Source organism: candidate division WOR-3 bacterium (assembly GCA_013177935.1).
Lineage (GTDB): Bacteria > Hydrothermota > Tepidihabitantia > Tepidihabitantales > Tepidihabitantaceae > Tepidihabitans.
Genome location: JABLXZ010000003.1, coordinates 1 through 20,051 on the forward strand (window position 1 = coordinate 1; position 20,051 = coordinate 20,051).

Sequence of the window (20,051 nt, forward strand, 5' to 3'; positions counted from 1 at the left end):
ATTTGGTGTGGAGCGGGCGCGGGTGCTGGAGGTTTTGAAGAAGATGCGCGGTTCGCAGCGGGTTACAGACCAGGCAGCAGAGGACCGTTATCAGCCGCTGGAGAAGTTTGGCAGGGATTTGACCGCACTGGCACGGGAGGGAAAACTGGACCCGGTGATTGGCAGGGATGAGGAGATTCGCCGGGTGATGCAGGTTTTGTCAAGGCGGACCAAGAACAATCCGGTTTTGATTGGTGAGGCGGGCGTTGGTAAGACCGCAATTGTTGAGGGTCTGGCGCAGCGGATTGTCAAGGGAGATGTGCCGGAGAGTTTGAAGGAGCGCCGGATTGTGGCGCTGGATATGGGCGCTTTGATTGCCGGCACAAAGTATCGGGGCGAGTTTGAGAGCCGGTTGAAGGCGGTTTTGAAGGAGGTGGCGGCGTCTGAGGGCAGGGTGATTCTGTTCATTGATGAGTTGCATCTGGTGGTGGGTGCGGGTAAGGCAGAGGGCGCGATTGATGCCGGTAATCTGTTGAAGCCGATGCTGGCACGGGGTGAGTTGCGCTGTATCGGCGCAACAACGCTCGATGAGTATCGGGAGTACATTGAGAAGGACAAGGCGCTGGAGCGGCGGTTCCAGCCGGTTTATGTTGACCAGCCTGATGTTGAGGAGACGATTTCCATTTTGCGCGGACTCAAGGAGCGGTATGAGACCCATCACGGGGTGCGGATTGCGGATGCGGCGCTGGTTGCCGCAGCGGTGCTTTCGCACCGGTACATCTCAGACCGGTTTTTGCCGGATAAGGCGATTGATTTGGTGGATGAGGCGGCGGCAAAGTTGAAGATGGAGATAACATCCAAGCCGGTGGAACTGGACGAGGTGGAGCGGAAGATTTTGCAACTGGAGATGGAGCGGCTTTCTTTGAAGCGGGAGGAGGATGAACCGTCAAAGGCACGGCTTGCCGAGATTGAGGCGGAGATTGCCAATTTGAAGGAGCGGCAGGCGACCCTGACCGCACAATGGGAGGCGGAGCGCAAAGAACTGGAGAAGCGGACGCGCTTAAAGGAGGAGATTGAGCGGGTGCAGCATGAGATTGAAGTGGCAAAGCGGAAGTACGATTTGAATCGGGCAGCAGAACTGGAGTACGGCGAACTTTTGCGTCTGAAAAAGGAGTTGAGCGAACTGGAGAAGTCACAGCGCACGCGGCGGCTCTTGCGTGAAGAGGTGACCGAAGAGGACATTGCGGAGGTGGTTTCGCGCTGGACCGGCATCCCGGTGAAAAACCTCTTGGAGTCGGAGCGGGAGAAGTTGCTCCGGCTGGAGGACGAAATTCACAAGCGGCTGGTGGACCAGGATGAGGCGGTGAGCGCGGTGGCGAATGCGATTCGCCGGGCGCGCGCCGGCATTGCGGAGCGGAAAAAGCCGATTGGCTCGTTCATCTTCCTTGGTCCAACCGGCGTGGGCAAGACCGAACTGGCAAAGACCCTGGCGCAGGTTCTATTTGACTCGGAAGATGCGATGGTGCGGCTGGATATGTCGGAGTATATGGAGAAGCACACCGTTTCCCGCTTAATTGGTGCGCCACCGGGCTATGTGGGCTTTGAAGAGGGCGGGCAGTTGACCGAAGCGGTGCGGCGCCGGCCCTATCGGGTGGTTCTTCTGGACGAGATTGAGAAGGCGCACCCGGATGTGTTCAACATCCTGCTGCAGATTCTGGACGATGGCAGATTGACCGATGGCCATGGCAGGGTTGTGGACTTTAAGAATACGGTGGTGATTATGACCTCAAACCTTGGCACCGAACTGGCGCGCGGGGGCAGGTTTGACCGGGACGAGTTGATGCGGTTGTTGCGCCAGAGTTTTCGGCCCGAATTTCTGAACCGGGTGGACGAGATTGTGGTGTTCAAGCCGCTGGGCAGAGAGGAAATCAGGCAGATTGTTGATTTGCAACTTGCCCGGCTGAAAAATCAGTTGACAGAACAGGGAATTGATGTTATAATTAATGCGGGCGTCGAGGATGTACTCGCGAAGGAAGGCTACGACCCGGAATTTGGGGCAAGGCCATTAAAACGAGTAATCCAGAACCGGATTGAGAATCAACTGGCGAAGTTGGTTCTCGAACAACGACCAGAAAGGGTCGTGATTAAGGTTGTTGACGGCGCAATTGTGGTTGCGCCCGAGACCGAAAAAGTAAAAATTTAACAATTTTTGTCGGGAGCAGGTATCCCTCCTTCCCAACCCACCAAAAACCCCCTTGTTTCCCTGCTCCCGACACCATTTTTTAGCCCGGTAATCAGGTAACCTGCACAACAACTTACGCCGATTTAGAGCGCGATCGCTGGTTGGGTGGTTAGGGCGCGCCGATGTTGAAAACCTGATACCGGATTGCGGTTAGAATGTTTGGGTCAAGGCCCCGGGCTGACCATTTGTCCAGAAGAACCTGTGCTGCCATTGCCAGACTCCTGCCTGATATCCCCTGCTGATTGGAAAGTTTCCACAGTTGTCGGGCAAAGTTCAGATAGGGGACATAGAGAATCGACGACACACCGTTATCGTTCAAAACCGCCTTGACCTCAGACTCCATTGCGGCGATTTTCTCCATCACTATCTCATAACGGCTCCGCATATCCTCAATCTGCGCCTTTAGGGTCTCTTTTACCCATTCCGGGTTGGTTTTTATTCGATAGGCGCGGGCACGCCTTTTCAGGTCTGCCATAGTTCACCTCCTTTCTATGGTTAACTTTACCTTTACAAACAACGCTATACCGGAAAGGGTTATGCAAGTTAGCCGATAAGCCGTTCCGGAGCGGCTCCCGGAGCGGTTCTCCAGTTCAATCTTACCGCCACTTACCGAACCCTTTTCCCTTCACTATAAGATACGCAAATCCGGGCAAAATTAACAAAGATTTTTCGGGGTGGTTTAAGTTTTATCTTTCGTGTGGATTTAAGGTCGCTGTTCAGGGTTATAACTACTTCTATGTTAATAGGTTATACACCGTTGGCTTTAATTGCAGTTGATTAATTAACACTACCGATGCATTTAGTTTGAATCATTCGGCGTGATTCAGGTGTCTAATCTATTCGCGTCCAACGGATTATAACTAACTTCGCGCTTACTCCGATGGTGTATTCTCAAGTCGGGTTCGGACGGTAGAGACAGGCGGGCAAACCGGATAGATAAAGGGCAAAAGATAAGACAAAAACCGATTCTGGGTTGAGTAAGTTAAGGGATAATTTATCAATTAGTTGTAAAAACGAAAGATAGAATAGCGTCCCCCGCGTTGTTGTGAGTTACAATTTTTCTATAGATTAAAGAACTATTTGAATTTTGCATTTTCATTTTATATTTGGACGCCGAAATTTGTATATTATATATTAGAAAGGGCACCGGTTAGGGGAATAACTGGTGTTTTTGGGTTAAGTTATTTATTTAGTGTAAGTTATTTATTTTTTAAACCAAAGAAAGGAGTAGAGATGGAACAAATAAAAGAAGTGAACCGGCAGTACCTGAAGACACTGAGTATGCTACTCCAGGCAAAATATCCGGATACGGTGGTAAAGGAGATTTTCCGGTCGGATAAGGATTTTCAACTCCTGCACGATTTTAAGGAGGAGCCAAAGTCAGCGGTTAACGGTAAGTTGAAAAGTGGGAAGAAGGATGCAAAGGTTTATGAAAAGGAGTTAAAGCGGATTGTTCATCGGGCGGAGAAGAAGGGGATAATGATTCCGCTGGAGAAAATCGCCGCGGAAAACGGGCTGGAGCCATTAGAAAAAGAGTTGTTGATGATGCTGTTCTTTGCCCAGTTTTCCAATCGCAATAAAGTTGAAGGTCGGGAACTGTTAAAGTGGCTATCAGCGGATGCGCTGGAGATGATGGACAATATGCGGCTGCTTTTGCCCGGCAGCAGGTTGCGCAAGAACGGGTTGATTGTGGCATCGCGGTCCTGGCGCGCTGCGGACGGTTTTGTGCTGGAACAGGAGTTTAGAATTCCGGACCGGATTTTCTACGAGATTTGTGGTGTGCAGGTTGAGAAGGAGCCGGTCGAGGTTAAGGAAAAAGAGCTGGAAATAGAGGAAGAGCGCATAGTTAATCTGCTTTCGGTTAGAGAGCCAGAGGTGTCTTTTGACCAGCTGGCTTTGCCCGAACCGACATTAAGGCAGATTGAGCAGGCGCTCTGGCAGTACCAGAATCAGGGCAGTGTCTTCAACGATTACGGCATTGCGGCAAAGATTCCCTATGGTAAAGGGACAACGATGCTTTTCTATGGTCCACCCGGCACCGGTAAAACCGCTACCGCGGCAGCGATTGCCCGGGCACTGAACAAAAAACTGGGCGTCGTGAACTATCCCAGCATCTATAGCCGTTATGTGGGCGATTCTGAGAAGAACATCAAACAGGTTTTTGATGAGGCAAAAGAGGCAGACTGTGTTCTCGTTTTTGACGAGGCGGATGCCTGCTTTGGGGTCCGGGTTGAGGAAAGGCAGGCGGTGGACCGTTCCTTCAACCTGATGACCAATATTTTGATGCAGGAGGTGGAGCGGTTTGACGGGATTGTGATTCTGACCACCAATCGCGACTTTGCCTTTGACCCGGCGTTTGACCGACGGTTTTTGTATAAACTGAAGTTTGATTTGCCGGACGAAACACAGCGCGCGCAAATCTGGCAGATACTATTAAAGGACTGCGCGAAGATGAGCCCTGATGTCTCCTTTGCGGAACTTGCCCGACGGTATCCGCTTTCCGGCGGCAAAATCAAAAATGCGGTGATGAAGGCGGTGATGAAATGCGCCCGGGAAAACAGGCTGGTCACAATGCTTGACCTGCAAACCGCCGCCGAAGAGGAACTGGGGCAGAGAGAAGAAAAGAGGATTGGATTTTTGCTGGGTGAATGAGCAAATGCTATCGCTTTTGCTTGACAAAGAGATGAAAAGGCTTACTTTTAGCAAGCCGTGAATAGGCGCGGCTGTAACTTAAAAAGGAGGTAATGTGAACGACGTAAAAGAACTGGTTGAGGCTGTTGCCCATTGGTTAGCTTTTGAAATTGCCTGCAAAAGGGAACGGTTTCTATCTGAACGTGCACTGAGTTATCCACTGGTTCAATTTGCGCAATCACATAACTATGAATTGGAAAGAGAGATAACTGGCGGCAATAGCGAAAGGATAGACTACGAATTAAAAAGAGATAACGTTGGGATAGGCTACTTTGAAGCCAAATTGATTGAAGCCGAGGAGCCTAACGTGCTCTCTTTTTGCTATGATATAGCGAAACTCCTTGCCCGCAGCGAACAAGAATCGATAGGATGCTATTTACTGGTCGTATTGCACAGTCAGAAGGGTTTCAATTTTGCTCGACTCCGACCTCTTATGCTGGACAATGACGAATGGAATACGGTCAGCAGAGCCGATGATTTATGGGAAAGTTTTCAGAAGGAGGGGATAAAATCCTTGTTTGAAAACCCGAATAGTAGACCGAGTTGGAGCCAATTCAGAGTAAGGCATAGACACCATATTAATCTGGCTGTATCGAATAAACATATATTTGTAGGCGTGTGGGAAGTAGATTTACCTGATCAATAGGATTACTTCGCCATTGGCTCGCAATGACCCCCCGATACAGTCATTGCGAGAAGCGATAGCGACGAAGCAGTCCCCTGCTATATACATATACGGAGTGGACACGAGCCCTTGGCGTCATTAAAATCTTAAGACAGGTCGTGCTGTCGTTATCGTTACGGATAGTTGTTGAAAAACTTGGTATTACAAAAAGCGACTTCCAGAAAAGCGATTTTGGTTTATGTTTATGTCCTATAGTTCTCGATTAACTCTCGGTTGTTATTATATCCTGCGCAACAGTGTCTAATAGGACATTCTCTGCAGTTAGGCTCGTCGTGATTGAAACAATAATTTGTGCCTATGAACATTAAGCCATCGTCTAAATCACCAATGCCGTATCCAGTGCCTAACAATGAAACATTGGGAATTTGTTGAATCTCCACCATTGTTGGTCTTCTTATCCTTGTTTTCAGATGGTCAAGACAGATGGTTGCGTAAGAATCCATAAATTCTTGAGATTCAGAAAACAATTGTGACTTACATCCCCTGATATTGGTTACCCGGATATAATGCTTACCATCTTTTCCCGCTTCCTTCTGGATTACATTCCAATTTTCGTAATCGTCAATCTCGGCGCAGTTAAGCAAAAAGCCAATACGAAACAAAACACGGCCGGCATTACTATCAAGCGGCAATTCGTAGGAAAGGGGGCCGAAACAATCGTCAGTCCTTCTTGTTAGTTTAAATGTGTGGACAAACCACTTGGCGAAGAGATGGCAGGCTTTGTCACCAATAGCACTGCCCAAACCGTACCTTTCATTGTCCTTTAACATCTTGCTCATAATTTCTGCTGAGTCCCAACTTTCAATATAATCTACAAGAGGCTCTTGAGATTCTTGTTCATTCTTCCTGAGGTCTCTCTCGAGAAGAAGGGGTAAACATAGGGGAACTCCCCAGCGATAAACACTGTAATCTAACACCTGTTTGGTTGATACAATACCACGGGTGGATTGGCTGAAAAATAGGCTATACTTATTGGGAGTTGAATTGTTGACTCTTGCCCATTCATCGGCACGAATATTCCTTATATTTTGGTGCTTATCTAAGATGCTATCAATAGCGATACCCAATTCTTTGAAAAAATCTAATGGTCGGTGGAAAATCCTTATTTCATTTTGGTAAAGTGTATTGGTTACATCCCGAAGTAGTAGCCCAACTCCTTCCATATCCGGTCCCTGGTCTAATACCGCATTGACAAGCAGGTATCGGGAAAGAATCTCGCGCCGCGTCCATAAGCCGTCATTTTTATCAAGTTCATTGTACTTCACCTTGCCATTTCGGTTAAAATAATGTTCGAAGGGGGTTATTCCCATTTTGGGAGGGTAAAGACTTCTTTCTCTACCGATTTGTGCTATTGTGACAATTAATTTTTTACTTTGTTCTATTTTTTGATTTATAGCCATACTTTTTCTCATTGACTATAACCTCTTCAATTTTTAATTGCCTGTCAATTTGAGGTGATTTTGTCACTCTTTTTCGGTTCCCCAATTTAACGCCACGGTCCTTAACCGCAATCTTCTCAAAAATTGAGATGAGTTGTTCTCTTAAATACAAAGGCTCACACAGCCGCTGTTGAGCAATCTGCACATATTTCTCCTTTATTTCATACCCCACCCATCTACGATTAAGGGCATTGGCGACTTTTATTGTTGTTCCTATACCCAGAAATGGGTCTAAAACTAATTCTCCAGTATAAGAAAAGAGTTTAATAAGTCGGTAAGGTATTTCTTCGGGAAAAGGACAAGGGTGGTCATACTGGTTGGGTGGAACTGGTGCAATATGCCAGATGTTATTTGCCAACTCTTTTGTAAACAACTCATCAATAGGAATCTTGTTACTTTCCTTTTCCTCTTTTGTTCTCTCCTTATAAATTTTAGGTCCGCCTTTTCTGAATATCAAAATGTATTCGGTCATAATATTGGGGCAATAATAACCCGGGTAGGGGTTTTGGATTGTTACACCCGCTCGTTTTACGCCGCCCGTTACCTTATACCAGATGATATCCTGGTGAAACTCATAGCCGATACCTTCCATTAACTGGACAAAATGGTGGGGCAAAGGATAGTGCTTTCCGTTATAAAGAACGGTTCCTATAACAACGCAGCAGAAACCACCCGGTTTTAATACACGATAACACTCCTGAAAACATCCTTTAAGCCATACTAAATATTTTTCATACTCCTCGCCTTTTCTTGTTCTGAACCATTTCGTATTGTCTAAAGTATGAACATCATAATCAATGGCATTCCAATAAGGAGGGGAGGTAATTATTAAATCTACTTCTCCCGTTTTTAGCTCGTCCATTTTCTCACAGGATTTAATAAAGATTTTGTTCATAAGATTAGGTTATTGTGAATGGTAAACTAAAAAGTAAGGATGTCAATAACTTTGTTTAGGGTAAGTCTATTAACGAGCGGTAGATTAGAATCTTTGGTCAGATGAAAATTTAATACTTTGCTGTGCTGGGACAGGTGATGCCGAAGTTTAAATCCTGTCATCATCTGTTTTGGATTTTAATCAAGTACCGTACACAGCGGCAATTTACCCCCTGGGGCTGAACATTGTCCTGAAGTAGATAATGAAGAAGTAAACCGCCCAGAGGAGGGTGCCGATAATTATCAATCCGCCAAGGGTTAAAATTATACCTGCAGCAACGCGCAACCAGGGTCCACCTTTTTTAACCGCGATGAGCTGGCTGAAGATGGGTTCGGGTTCTTCTTCTATCAGGCTTAAGCCCTGTTTTAGCGCCGCAACAACTTCGCTTGCCCTGCCAAACAGGGTGATTTCTTCTTCCATTGCCGGTGGTTTGAATCCGCATTTCGGGCAGACAGGAAACTCCTGACTAAGTTTGCCCTGATATGCCCAGCCGGCAATAAGCGGTTTGTTGTCTTCACTTATTTCAAGGTAAAAGGGTTCAGGCAGGGTGATTTTGGTCGGGTTGAGCGGTTCGTCACAGCGTGGGCAGTGAAACGGGCGGCGGATTTTGACCTCGGCGCGGACAGCTTCGTTTATCTCTTCGGGCAGGAGCGCCTCCGGAAAAAGGCGGACCAGTACTTCGGCACCGGTGCTGGAGATGCCTTTGCCAATCAGCAGCCAGATTTTGTTCAGTTCCGGACTGGTATCGGGCAGTTGTTTAAGCCGGCGCTGGCGTTCGAGGTTGAGTACCTGTTCGCGGCGGCGTCTGAGCGTGCGCCAGATTTCAACTTCAAAGTTTGCCACCGCTTTTCTGCCGAACTTACGCTCGGATAGCGCCTCTTTCAGTTCCGGGTTTTTCTCCCGGTTTTTCGGCTCAAGCCAGAGCAAAAACAGTTTGATTTCGTGCAGGGCGCTGCGGTCAAAAAAGAAAACTACGGGCCAGAGAAAGAGGTAAAGCGGCAGGCGAAAGACCGTGGCGGCGATGTCAAGGAACAGTTCATCGGGGTTGTGAAACTCGCCCCGGATGAAGAACTGGCTTAAGTGGTAAAGGACGGTGACAAGGATGCCGATTGATAGCCAGATGTTGATCAGGGGAATAACGATGGCATAGAGCAGACTCATTGGTGCGCCGCCGTAAGGCATCTTTACTCCTGATTAAAGATATGCCCTTGGCAACACAAAGTCAACAACACCGGTTGGCTATGTGTGGCACAAAACTTGACAAAAGGGGGGATTGATGGTAAAAATGGAATGTAAAGGATGAAGTTGGTGACAAGTAAAGAGCCGTTAGTTGCCAAATACTCCATTGTTGTGCCAGACCACAGAAAGCAGTTCTGTTTATGGGCTACCTTACTCTGTGCATCACAGCAGTTTTTGCAAATTACCGTCGGCATATGCTTTTATGCTGAAGGTATTATCCGCAACGCCGTGCCAAGTAAAATTAAGGTAAGTGTTAAATGAGCCCCCAAAATATCAGTTTTATCCGATATCCCGGCGGGAAACAAAGGATTTTAAACTATATAATCCCTTATTTGCCCTCAAGGAATATGATTAAAAGGAGATTTATAGAACCATTTTTAGGTAGTGGGGCGGTATTTTTTGCATTAAACCCGAAGCGTGCTTTATTGGCAGATATTAACCGAGAACTCATTGCGCTGTATCGTGGAATACGTCGTTTTCCATTGAGAGTCTGGAAAATATACAGGAGTTTCCCCAAAACTAAAAAAGCATATTACAAAATTCGGTCAATCCGGTGCAGTGAAAGTGACTTGGCATTTATGGCAGCCAGAATTCTTTATTTAAACAGAACTTGTTTTAAGGGGATGTGGAGGCAAAACGCAAACGGTGAATTTAATGTTGGGTATGGTGGAGAAGACAGACGGTGGGCAATCAACCAAGCAGTTTTAAGAGGGGTTTCCGCTAGATTAAAAAACGCAATCTTAAAACACAGTGATTTTGAGAAAGTCATAGACGAAGGGGAAAAAGGAGATTTTATTTTTGCTGATCCACCATACAAACCAGGAGAACGAGAGCTGTCTCATTCCCATTATGTATATAGCAAATTTGACTTTTCAGAATATCAAAGGCTGGCAAAAGCTTTGAGCAGAGCATCAAAGAGAGGTGTAAAATGGGCATTGACTATTTCATCTCATCCTGATATATTGAACTTATTTGATGGAAATTATATTACACCTCTACCCAAAGGAACAGGAAAAAAGCCTGGCATTTTAACAAATAATTCAGGGGAGGTTCTAATTCTAAATTACAAGGAGGTACTTCAATGAAAGATTTCTTTGAAAAAGCAGCAATGCAAAATCACCCACTTAGGGTTTTGCAAGAATTCCTTAAACAGGAAAAAGATAACGAACAAGCAAAAAGATACGATGCTATGCGTTTCGTTGGATATGTTCTTGAAATTGGATATGATACAGTAACAATTATAACTTCTGACCCCTTCAAGATTGCCGTGGGGGGAGTGCCTCGAAATTCTTTACTTATTATGGTGCCAGCTAATTATGATACATTACCGGCACATTTTACATTGTTACGGGTTTTAGAAGCGGCACCTACTCCACTTACCAAAGAAGTCCAGCAGACATATTTTGAATTACAGAAAAAATCAATGCCAGAACTCGATGTTTTCACTCAGAGCGAATTACAATGGGGAGCGCTTAAGTCCGCAGTCCTTGGTATGTTTTACCCTCATCCCGAAAAATCGGATGCAATAGAATTCTCGGGTGATTTAAGTAATTTCGTTAGTGCACATAAATATCGGGTTTATGCACCTAATGATGAATTATTGAATCTGATGATCAATTCAATGGTCCCTAAAGATAACCGCTTTCTTTTAGGAGAATTGCGACTGACAGAGTGCAGGTTGCCCTTACCCAATAAGCCTTTACCCAAAGTACCTGTTTATGTCTCAGCCAGGGATTTTATGGGTACGCGCACAGCAATGTTCGGTAAGACACGATTAGGGAAAAGTAATGTGGTTAAATTGATTGCACAGAGCTTAATTGAGACGACAAAGAAAACAAAAAATGTGGGGCAACTCATATTTGACATCAATGGTGAGTATGCTAACGATAATCCACAGGACAACAGTTTTTCTTTAAGAAGTGCATATCATGACAGGTGTGTAGTTTATGCTTTAACACAAAAACCAGGGACGCAATCACGTCCCTTAAAGCTCAATTTTTATGAACATCCAGATCGTTCACACAGAGTATTGGCTGATTTACTGCAGGCCGAAGGACGTAATTCTATTTATGTGAAAGCTTTTTTAGGGGCGGAAATTCCTTCTCTTGAGCTATTAAATACAATTGCCGACCACGGCGAAAGAAAAAGGGCGGAACGAAGGATTTTAATGTATTGGGCTGTTCTCAAAAAAGCCGGATTTGATGTTAATGAGCGTGCTCTTTCAGACAAGTTGAGATTTGACCCGGGTTACAGTCAAAATCTCCGATCCCTCATTTGGAAGAGGCAAACTCCTCCTCGTATCAATTCGTTATCATCGCTTGTCGAAGAGTTCGACATGATAGCAAAATTTATAAGGGAGGAACCAAATCATGTCGCACTAAGATCTTCAGGGAGTGGTGAAACTTTGTTCAGACCCGATGACCAAGCAATTCTCAATTTTCTTAATCCATCAGCCGGTGCAGGACCTGCAATGATTCAACGCTTTCGCATTTATCACGACAGGAATGCAGGTGATTTTTCCAAAGAAATAATCAAGTTATTAGACGAGGGGTTTACAGTTATTTTGGATCTCAGTAACGCAAATCCCGAAGTAATGAATTACTTTTCCGAAGAGTTATCAGCAGCTGTTTTCGTGCATCAGGTTGATAAATTCTCAAATAATCAGTTAGAGAATCATTTCATCCAACTATATTTTGAGGAAGCACATAACCTATTCCCTCTTTCGGGAGACGTTACCACAATTTATAGTCGTTTAGCAAAAGAAGGCGCAAAATATCATATTGGAATGGTGTATTCCACTCAGTCCCCAACAACCATCAATAAAGACCTATTGGCACAAACCGAGAATTTTTTTGTTGCCCATTTGGCATCTCAAGATGATGTTAATATGCTTGCTAAGGTAAACATTGCATACGAGAGCCTAAAATATGATATCCTTCAAGCAAAAACGGTAGGCTACATTAGAATGCTAACTCGCTCACATCGTTTCGTTGTATCTTTCCAAGCAAGGAAATTTGAACCGCCAAATTTAAACGTAAAGGGAAAATAGAATGCCTTACAAGGCCGGAGCACGCTTGCCTGGTGAGAGATCTAGTCGTCTTGGTCATCTTGAAGTTCTTAAAAGTGAACTTGTCAATGAGTTGGTTAAGAATTTTCAAGAGAGCCCGATAAGTATGATAAAAACAAAACCTAATTGGGAACCAATTCCAGTAAATGGAAAACCACTTACTATAGTTTTCGGTATTGATGGTTCGATACAACCTATCGAGTCGGAAACGCCGCCTTTTAAAAGGCTTGCTTTTGTGAAAACTGCGTTGTTAAGAATTGATCACTTCGCACTTTCTAAAATTGATAAAGAGTATCCCCATCCGTTTGCATTACGTGATATACTTCGTGATTCGGCATTATACCACGCAACGGTTTTCCCTTTAAGGCACGTTTCCGTTTCCGGTCAAAATACATATCACGCAATAAGAAGGATTATTTTTGATTCATTAAAAGACAAATCTTTAGATGGCGAACCGATGGAAACGCTTAAATGGATTGCATATGAAAAATGGGATGGGAAGCAGAAACAATTACCTCTTTTTGAATGTCCTCATTGTGAAAAAACCGTTGCTACGCTCCCATATGATGCGGAGACTGGTAAATGCCCCCAATGCAATGGTGAGCTATTTTTAACAGATATGCTCGGTTTTCATCAGGAAATGGCTCCGGATTCTGCTCCAGATACTATTGCAACGGCTTACATGAGTATTCATGAAGTTTTATTGCTATTTACAGGCATTCGATACTATTGGGGGAAAAATAAGGACGTTCTTACTAAATGTCTCTTTGTAAAAGATGGCCCCCTTGCAATTCGTGCCCAATATTCAAAGCTTGTAGCGCCTATTCGTCGATTTCTTTCGTTTGCAAGAGACCAAGGTTATCCAGTACATATAATTGGACAGGAAAAATCAGGAAGGTTTTACGAGCACTTAGAACTCATAGGGAGAAATGCACCAGACGGAAGTATCTTTATACCGGGTGACAAATATATAAAAGAAGAAATTCAGCAAAGACCTAATACGGGGGCTCCATATGGTAAAGATACAAATTATGGGGCAAAGGTTTTTGTTAAACTCAGTAACTATCATCAAATGGTATTAAATATTCCTACGGGTGAATTTACTCAAAATCCCAAAATCTCTCATTTAATTGGCGCTAGTAACATTTTTGCTACCCTGCCAACCATTTTGAGCCAACGATTTGAAGGAGCCCTTTTACCCGTTGAACTTGCACACGGTATTGCTTCTCTTTCTACTTACCCCTCAGCACAAATTCTTACAATTTTTGCAGAAGCAGGAAGTGTTTAGGTTCACTGGCATGAATATCTATAACTTATACTCGGACCGTAAGTTGTTTTCTCATGTTAAGCGCACATGAAATCACGAAATTTCGTATCGTACACCATCTACCCCACTTGTCTTTGGCAGGGGTTTTAGGCTGGAAATATCTAAAAATAAGGAGGAATGAATGAAGACACAGGAAACAGTTCGGGAAAAGATAGTCGGGACTTTTGCTGAATGGGCGGCGGTTTCCGCAACAAGGTCAGGTTGTCCCATTAAAAAAACGGAGAAGGTTTACGATCTTATCAACATCCCCAATTATGAAGAGATTCTCGACAAGCGCATTACTCGAAAAAAGTTCGATAATTGGCATAAGGAGAGTGCCGAAAAGATTGTCCGAAAAGCTCGCCAGAAATTCAATATAAGGTTGTCATTCGGATGGGCGGCGAAATTGATAAATGTGTATCTGAAAACCCGTGTCTATATAGGTGGTGAAGGTCGCCGCGATTTGGTCAAATGGATTCATCCGCCGATTGATAACGGACTCTTTGAAGGTATCAAGGAAAAATATGGTGAAAACGATGTAATTATGGGAGAAAAAAATAGGGTCAAGGCTATCAAAGATATAGGGTATGAGGACTATAAAGAAATTATAAAATACTTCCGCAGTATTGCCAAAGCAGAAAAACGATATTCCTGTCCAATAGAAATTGAAGAGTTGTGGCAATGGCCCAATATAAACAGGTCTAAAAAACGGAAAGTAAAAAAGTAGTATTAAATCCTGTTAAGGGAATTTACGCAGTTAACCGGTTGTTAACCTTCGGTGCTTTCCGGTTCGGCTTTTTTGAGGTAGGTGGTGGCGGCGAGGCGGGCAAGGCGCCGGACCCGGGCGATGTAGTTCTGTCGTTCGGAGACGCTGATGGCGCCCCGTGCTTCGAGGATGTTGAAGTAGTGGGAGCATTTTATGACGCAGTCGTAACCGGGATAGACAAGCCCGAGTTTGAGGAGCCTTTGTGCCTCAGCCTCAAAGCGGTCAAAGAGGAGGCGATGCAGTTCAATGTCCGCTTCTTCAAAGTTGTATTTTGAGAACTCTTCTTCGTTCTGGCGATAGACATCGCCCCAGGTGAGATGGTCGTTCCAGCGGACATCAAAGATGGAGTTGACATTCTGGATGAACATCGCAATCCGTTCCAAGCCATAGGTCAGTTCGACCGGGATGATTTTGAGGTCGATTGAGCCGCACTGCTGGAAGTAGGTGAACTGGGTGATTTCAATGCCGTTGAGTTCGACCTGCCAGCCCAGACCCCAGGCACCCAAAGTGGGTGATTCCCAGTCGTCTTCGGTGAAGCGGATGTCGTTTTTCTTTAGGTCGATGTTGATTGCCTCAAGGCTTTTGAGGTAGCGGTCCTGGACATCGCTGGGTGCCGGTTTGAGTATTACCTGGAGTTGCCAGAACTGCTGGACCCGTAAGGGGTTCTGGGCGTATCTGCCGTCGCGCGGTCTTTTGGACGGTTCGCAATAAACAACATTCCAGGGTTTGGAGTCCAGAACGCGCAGGAAGGTTGCCGGGTTGAAGGTGCCGGCACCGACTTCGGAGTTGTAGGGCGAGAGAATCGCACAGCCCTGTTCTGCCCAGTAGTTCTGGAGCCGAAGGATGATTTCCTGGAAGGTGAGAGGCGCGGACATTTTATAGCCCGAGCTGGCCCGCGATGCATTGCATCGCCTGGAGGCAGATGGTTAAGAACTCTTCAAGGGATAAGCCGAGTTCGGAGCAGGTTTGAATCTGTTCGCGGTTGGCGCCGGCAGCGAACCGTTTGTCTTTGAAGCGGCGCAGGATGAAGTCGGTGTCAACATTGGCGAGTTTTTTGGTCGGGTGCATCAGGGCGGCGGCAACGATTAAACCGGTTACCGGGTCGGTAGCGACAATCGCTTTATCAAGCAAAGAGACTGCGGGCACATTGCCGGAATGGGCTTTTACCGCCTGGACGATTTCAGGGTCAACGCCATGGTTGGCAAGGGTCTGGGCGGCAACAAGGGAATGACTGGTGGGGTCGTCTTTGGTCTGTTCGTAGTCAAGGTCGTGCAGGAGTCCAGCAAGCCCCCACTTTTCTTCGTCCTGGTTCAGACGCCGGGCAAGGGCGCGCAGGCAGGCTTCAGTGGCAAGCATATGCTTGATTAAGTTCTGGTTCTTCACCGAACTGGTTACCAGGTTCCAGGCGGTTTCGCGGTCCAAGATTTCCTCCTTTTTATTTAGATTATATTGGTTGCGGTGCGAGTGTCAATTGTGCGTATGTTGACAGGGGGAAAGTTTGTATTATTATTACCTATACGGGCCCGTAGTGTAGCCTGGTTTAACACGTCGCCCTGTCACGGCGAAGATCGCCAGTTCAAATCTGGTCGGGCCCGCTTGATTTTATGAAGTTCACCCTTCCCCTTTTTTTATTCACCGGGCTGCTTTTGGCGGTTGAACCGAAGCCGGAGTATCAACTGGAACTGAAGGTGCAGCAGTTTAGTGCGGCGTTGTTGAATGGTGACCATCGCACCGCATATCGGCTGTTTGTGCCGGTGTTTCGGCGCGAGATTGAGTTTAGCCGGTTTGATTCGGCGGTTCAAAAGTGGCGCCAGGGTCGAAGGTTGGTACGGATAAAAAGTAAGGTAATTGATACAAAAGGGCTGGGTGGGCACGCTTCAATTTATGCCTATTTTGATGGTGAGGACGAATACGAGTATCTTTACCAGAGCTGGATTTACAGCGATTCGGGCTGGGAGCTTGCCTGGGTTTCCAATATCCTGAACCAGTCTTTTCAGTATGGGAGAAGTGAGACGCTGGCAATGCGGGCGGTGGCAGAAATGGCACTGGAGTTTTTGCTCTCGCCCGAAGGCAAGGGCTGGTTGAAACTGAGTAAGGTTAGTCTGCCCGAGACGATTGTTGTGGTTCAGCACAATCGGGTTGAGGAGGCGCCGGTTAATATCGAGGGTCATACTGTGGTCTGGCAGAGTCCGGATGTAATCAAGGGAAAGCCGATTTTTCCGTTTATGCCGCTTTACTGTGAGTTCGGGATGGTGCGGGTTTTTGGTTCGGTGGCGCTGGTGGCGCTGGATTTCAAGCCCTGGCCCTATTATAAAGGGCGCCGGGTACTGAAGCAGCGCCGGGGGATGGAGATTTATTTAAAGAGGCAGGATGATGAAGGCTGGCAGGTTCATTCGGTTGGGAAGCGGTGGGGATAGAGCAGAAGGTGAATAGCGCAGAAGAGCAGAACGGAGTGAGAGCAGAGACGCCGAAGTTTGGCTTCTGTGTCGTGTTGTTGGTTGGGCTGGTAGCGGTTTTTGTTTTCTGTCCAGGACCGGATAAAACCCCACCCAAGGTGCGTATCGGTTTTTTAGAAGCGGGTGATACGGTTTCGGGTGTTGTCACGGTAACAATTTATGCGACCGATAATCGAAGGGTGGAGCAGGTTGACTTTTTGGTTGACGATTCGTTGCAGGGTGAAGCGACGCGGGTGAGAGATTCGGTTTTTGAGTTTGTCTGGGATGTTTCCGGTTTAGTTGCGGGTAGTGAGCATACAATTTTTGCGGTCGGTTATGACCGGGCGGGTAATTGCGACAGTTCTGAAGCGGTGGAACTGATAACATACCCCTGGTCAGGCACACATCATCAGGGAACGGTTGGAACTGACCAGGTGTGGACTGCGGCACAGGGTCCCCATTATGTTTATGGCGATTTGATGGTTGAGGCGGTGGTTACAATTGAGCCTGGAGTTGAGGTGCGGCTGGCGCCGGATGCGAGGATTGTGGTCGGGAGTCGTGATGGTGGCGGTTTAAGGGCGCAGGGTGAGGCGCGAAACCCAATCCGGTTTTTGAGCGCAGTTGCAGGAGAGCGGTGGCAGGGGTTGTGGTTTATGAATAATGCCCGGTCTGCGGACTGTATTCTCAAGAACTGTATAATTGAAGAGGGCAAGGGTGCACTGTTGACCGTGAACAATGCCCGGATTAAAGTTGAGAACTGTTCATTGCGTAATTGTGCTGGGGACGGGGTGTTTGCACAGGGCAGGGCTTTTGCCCGGTTCAACAACAATGTTATTACCGGTTGTAGCGGTTTTCCAATGGTGGTGGATGCGTCAGTCGCAGGAACAGTCGGTGATAACAATACCTTAATCAACAATGGGTCAAATTTCGTCCAGATTCGGGGTGGCGATGTTTTAGTGTCAGGCATCTGGGGAAATCAGGGTGTGCCCTATTTTGTTACAGGCACGGTGACAGTTGCGGGTGACTCAAGCCCGATTTTGACCATTGCGCCGGGTTGTTCTCTGCTTTTTGCCGACTCGGTCAGATTGCGCGTTGGCACGGGCAAGCCGGGCAGGCTGGTTGCTGATGGGACTTATGGCGCAATTACCTTTACCGGTTTTAATGGTTACTGGCAGGGGTTTGAGTTCTGGAATGCGACCCAGAGCCAGACTTTGTTGAAGAGTTGTATTGTTGACCGGGCAGGCAGGAATGGTGTAGCAGCGATAATCGGTTATGCGCCGATTAACATTGTTGGCACAAGGGTTACCAATAGCGCATCCGCCGGGATTTATCTTTTTAACTGCGGGTTTTATCAGTTTGGGTTTAATACAATTACCGGTTGCGCGCTAACGCCTTTGCGGATTGAGGCGCCTTATGTGGGGAGTTTGGGTTCGGGCAATCTTTTTTATGACAATGGTCAGGATTATATTGATGTTGTTGCCGGGGCGATAACGAACGATGAGGTGTGGCTTAATCATCAGGCACCTTATCGGATTAACGGAATAGTTGAGGTTGGTTCAAGTTTTAGCCCGATGCTGTCAATTGGACCCGGGGTGACACTAATTTTTGCCGCAAATTCCGGGTTGCGGATTGGTGAGGTTGGTCCCGGGAAACTGGTGGCAATTGGTGAAGGCGATTCGATAGTCTTTACCGGCGATAGCGCCAAGCCTGGAGCGTGGCGCGGGATTGATTTTGGACCGCTGGGCGGGCAGGGTTCGATTCTGGACCGGTGCCGGATAGTTTATGGAAGCGGGGGCGGCGCAATGGGTATCGTTACTGTGCGGAGTTGTAGCCCGTCGATAATCAACAATGAAATTGCCTACTCGGCAAAGTACTGTATCGCCTTATTCAACAGCCCATTAGACCCGGATTTTTTGCGGCGCAACAACTGGCTGCACGATTGGAACGAGGAGTGCGACGATATTTATGATAGCGGGCCGTGATTACAGCTCGCCGATAATCTCTTCGTAAAGCCCGAGCAGGTCGTTTTCTATTGCCTGAATTTCTATTATGCTGCGTGCCAGTTTTTGCTGGTTTTCAAGGCTGTTGAGCGGGAGATGGGTGGCGGCGATGCCTTCGAGTTTGCCAATGATTGCCCGGTTGCGTGCCATCGCTTCGTCAAGCAGAGCGGTTTTTTCCGGTAGCGCTTCTTTCATATCTTCAAGGAGGCGATTGGCGCTTTCTTTGCTGGCGATCAGGGTCCAGACCAGGCGGTAAAAATGTTCGGTGCTGATATCAGGTCCTTCCGGGCACACTGGAAACTGGCTTAACTTTTTCAATATGATGTCGTAGGCTTCAAGACCGGAGTGCCAGCCGGATTCGGTTGAAGCCAGCCCCTGTTCCAGCGCTTTGTCAAGGACAGCAATTAACAGGTCAGCAGGGTCCGGGCTAACCTTGCCCCGGCATTTTACTTCGTAAACCGCCTGAACCTTTTCAAGAGCGAGTGGCTGTTCCTGGCTTGTGCCAAGCGAGTAGCCGTAGACTGTCGAGTCAGATGTACTAAATCGGGTGGCAATACCCCAGAGATAAGGGTTCTGGGACCAACCACCCCAGACAAGTACGGCTTCCCCGCGGTTGAGGGCGTCTTTGATCAGGGGGAGAAACGCCGTGGATTTCTCATCGAGGGTTTCTTCATTTTCGGTTGGCCGCCAGAGGGTCTTTACCGAGAGCCCGGTTAAATTCTCCAGGTCTTCAAGATAGATTTCGGCGGTGCCGTTGTAGCCCCAGGAGCCGCAGTCTTCGTCCAGTACATTGATTGAGAAACTTTCGGTAGTCAGTCCGGCAAGCCAATCATAATATCCGACCTGGCCAAAGTGTGCCATTATATCTTCAAGTGCCTTTGCCAGACTGGCGGAGTAGCGCATTGCGATGGGTATAAATCCCAGTTCTCCGGGTTTCGCTTCAAGGGTGATTTCCCTGTCGTTCCGCATTACAACCAGTTTAACCGTGCCGGTCTTGTCTTTTGCTCCGGCAACTGCCTGTTGCAGGGCGTTCAGGTCGGGGACAGGGTTTTCGTCATAACTGATGATAACATCGCCCGCATTTAAACCGGCGAGTTGGGCAATGGTTTTTGCCGGAACTTTCCACACCTCTGGTTTGTCGATCAGACTGTAGGTGCTGCCTAAAGGCGTACCCGGCGGAGTTTGGCGACAGCCGGCGATTAACAAAATAGCACCAGCGGCTAATATCATCAATAGGGTTGAGGCTAACAATCGTTTTCTCATCTCGC

At 46.9% G+C, this 20,051-nt stretch carries 17 protein-coding genes and 1 tRNA gene; 11 read left to right on the forward strand and 7 right to left on the reverse strand.

Translation table 11 applies throughout. The features are described from left to right. Positions 1–2,182: AAA domain-containing protein (locus HPY86_05595; GenBank protein NPV14387.1), on the forward strand; the 2,182-nt coding region annotated here is incomplete at its 5' end. Between the two features lie 148 nt (positions 2,183–2,330). Here HPY86_05595 and HPY86_05600 read toward each other — a convergent pair. Next, positions 2,331–2,696 carry a hypothetical protein gene (locus HPY86_05600; protein ID NPV14388.1) on the reverse strand — a complete coding sequence of 122 codons (366 nt, stop codon included), beginning with the start codon at positions 2,694–2,696 and terminating at the stop codon, positions 2,331–2,333. Between the two features lie 758 nt (positions 2,697–3,454). Here HPY86_05600 and HPY86_05605 point away from each other — a divergent pair. Next, a complete protein-coding gene (locus tag HPY86_05605) occupies positions 3,455–4,873 on the forward strand; it encodes an ATP-binding protein (protein ID NPV14389.1) in 1,419 nt (472 codons plus the stop codon). Positions 4,874–4,967: 94 nt separating this feature from the next. Next, the gene (locus HPY86_05610; GenBank protein ID NPV14390.1) at positions 4,968–5,558 is read left to right on the forward strand and encodes a hypothetical protein; all 591 of its coding nucleotides are present in this window, start codon (positions 4,968–4,970) and stop codon (positions 5,556–5,558) included. A 221-nt stretch (positions 5,559–5,779) separates the two neighbouring features. Here the strand turns inward: HPY86_05610 and HPY86_05615 are convergent, their stop codons facing one another. The 3 genes from HPY86_05615 to HPY86_05625 form a co-directional block, all read right to left on the reverse strand. Then, a complete protein-coding gene (locus tag HPY86_05615; protein NPV14391.1) occupies positions 5,780–7,009 on the reverse strand; it encodes a hypothetical protein in 1,230 nt (409 codons plus the stop codon). Beyond that, positions 6,966–7,931 carry a site-specific DNA-methyltransferase gene (locus tag HPY86_05620; GenBank protein ID NPV14392.1) on the reverse strand — a complete coding sequence of 322 codons (966 nt, stop codon included), beginning with the start codon at positions 7,929–7,931 and terminating at the stop codon, positions 6,966–6,968. Before HPY86_05620 ends, HPY86_05615 begins: the two co-directional genes overlap by 44 nt. A gap of 204 nt (positions 7,932–8,135) precedes the next feature. After that, the gene (locus HPY86_05625; GenBank protein ID NPV14393.1) at positions 8,136–9,152 is read right to left on the reverse strand and encodes a hypothetical protein; all 1,017 of its coding nucleotides are present in this window, start codon (positions 9,150–9,152) and stop codon (positions 8,136–8,138) included. A 126-nt stretch (positions 9,153–9,278) separates the two neighbouring features. Here HPY86_05625 and HPY86_05630 point away from each other — a divergent pair, with 126 nt between their 5' ends. From HPY86_05630 to HPY86_05650, 5 genes are all read left to right on the forward strand, one after another. Continuing rightward, the gene (locus HPY86_05630) at positions 9,279–9,470 is read left to right on the forward strand and encodes a hypothetical protein (GenBank protein NPV14394.1); all 192 of its coding nucleotides are present in this window, start codon (positions 9,279–9,281) and stop codon (positions 9,468–9,470) included. Positions 9,471–9,481: 11 nt separating this feature from the next. Then, on the forward strand, positions 9,482–10,294 hold the full coding sequence (locus HPY86_05635) for a Dam family site-specific DNA-(adenine-N6)-methyltransferase (protein NPV14395.1): 813 nt from the start codon (positions 9,482–9,484) through the stop codon (positions 10,292–10,294). After that, positions 10,291–12,258 (forward strand): ATP-binding protein, encoded by a 1,968-nt coding sequence (locus HPY86_05640; protein NPV14396.1) that lies wholly within the window; start codon positions 10,291–10,293, stop codon positions 12,256–12,258. Before HPY86_05635 ends, HPY86_05640 begins: the two co-directional genes overlap by 4 nt. 1 nt (position 12,259) lies before the next feature. After that, a complete protein-coding gene (locus HPY86_05645) occupies positions 12,260–13,564 on the forward strand; it encodes a hypothetical protein (GenBank protein NPV14397.1) in 1,305 nt (434 codons plus the stop codon). A 160-nt stretch (positions 13,565–13,724) separates the two neighbouring features. Beyond that, positions 13,725–14,309, forward strand: a complete 585-nt coding sequence (locus HPY86_05650; GenBank protein ID NPV14398.1) for a hypothetical protein — start codon at positions 13,725–13,727, stop codon at positions 14,307–14,309. Between the two features lie 41 nt (positions 14,310–14,350). On the opposite strand, the gene HPY86_05655 is transcribed toward HPY86_05650, so the two are convergent. Both HPY86_05655 and HPY86_05660 read right to left on the reverse strand, forming a co-directional pair. Next, complete coding sequence (locus tag HPY86_05655) at positions 14,351–15,223, reverse strand: glycine--tRNA ligase subunit alpha (protein NPV14399.1); 873 nt, start codon at positions 15,221–15,223, stop codon at positions 14,351–14,353. Position 15,224: 1 nt separating this feature from the next. After that, a complete protein-coding gene (locus HPY86_05660; protein ID NPV14400.1) occupies positions 15,225–15,770 on the reverse strand; it encodes an HDIG domain-containing protein in 546 nt (181 codons plus the stop codon). A gap of 97 nt (positions 15,771–15,867) precedes the next feature. On the opposite strand from HPY86_05660, the gene HPY86_05665 reads away from it, so the two are divergent. The 3 genes from HPY86_05665 to HPY86_05675 all read left to right on the forward strand — a co-directional run bounded on the left by HPY86_05665 (position 15,868) and on the right by HPY86_05675 (position 18,765). Then, a tRNA-Asp gene (locus tag HPY86_05665) sits at positions 15,868–15,943 on the forward strand. Between the two features lie 9 nt (positions 15,944–15,952). Continuing rightward, a complete protein-coding gene (locus HPY86_05670; GenBank protein NPV14401.1) occupies positions 15,953–16,765 on the forward strand; it encodes a hypothetical protein in 813 nt (270 codons plus the stop codon). An 8-nt stretch (positions 16,766–16,773) separates the two neighbouring features. Then, on the forward strand, positions 16,774–18,765 hold the full coding sequence (locus HPY86_05675; GenBank protein ID NPV14402.1) for a hypothetical protein: 1,992 nt from the start codon (positions 16,774–16,776) through the stop codon (positions 18,763–18,765). On the opposite strand, the gene HPY86_05680 is transcribed toward HPY86_05675, so the two are convergent. Then, positions 18,766–20,046 (reverse strand): PDZ domain-containing protein, encoded by a 1,281-nt coding sequence (locus HPY86_05680; protein NPV14403.1) that lies wholly within the window; start codon positions 20,044–20,046, stop codon positions 18,766–18,768. Between the last annotated feature and the right edge of the window lie 5 nt (positions 20,047–20,051).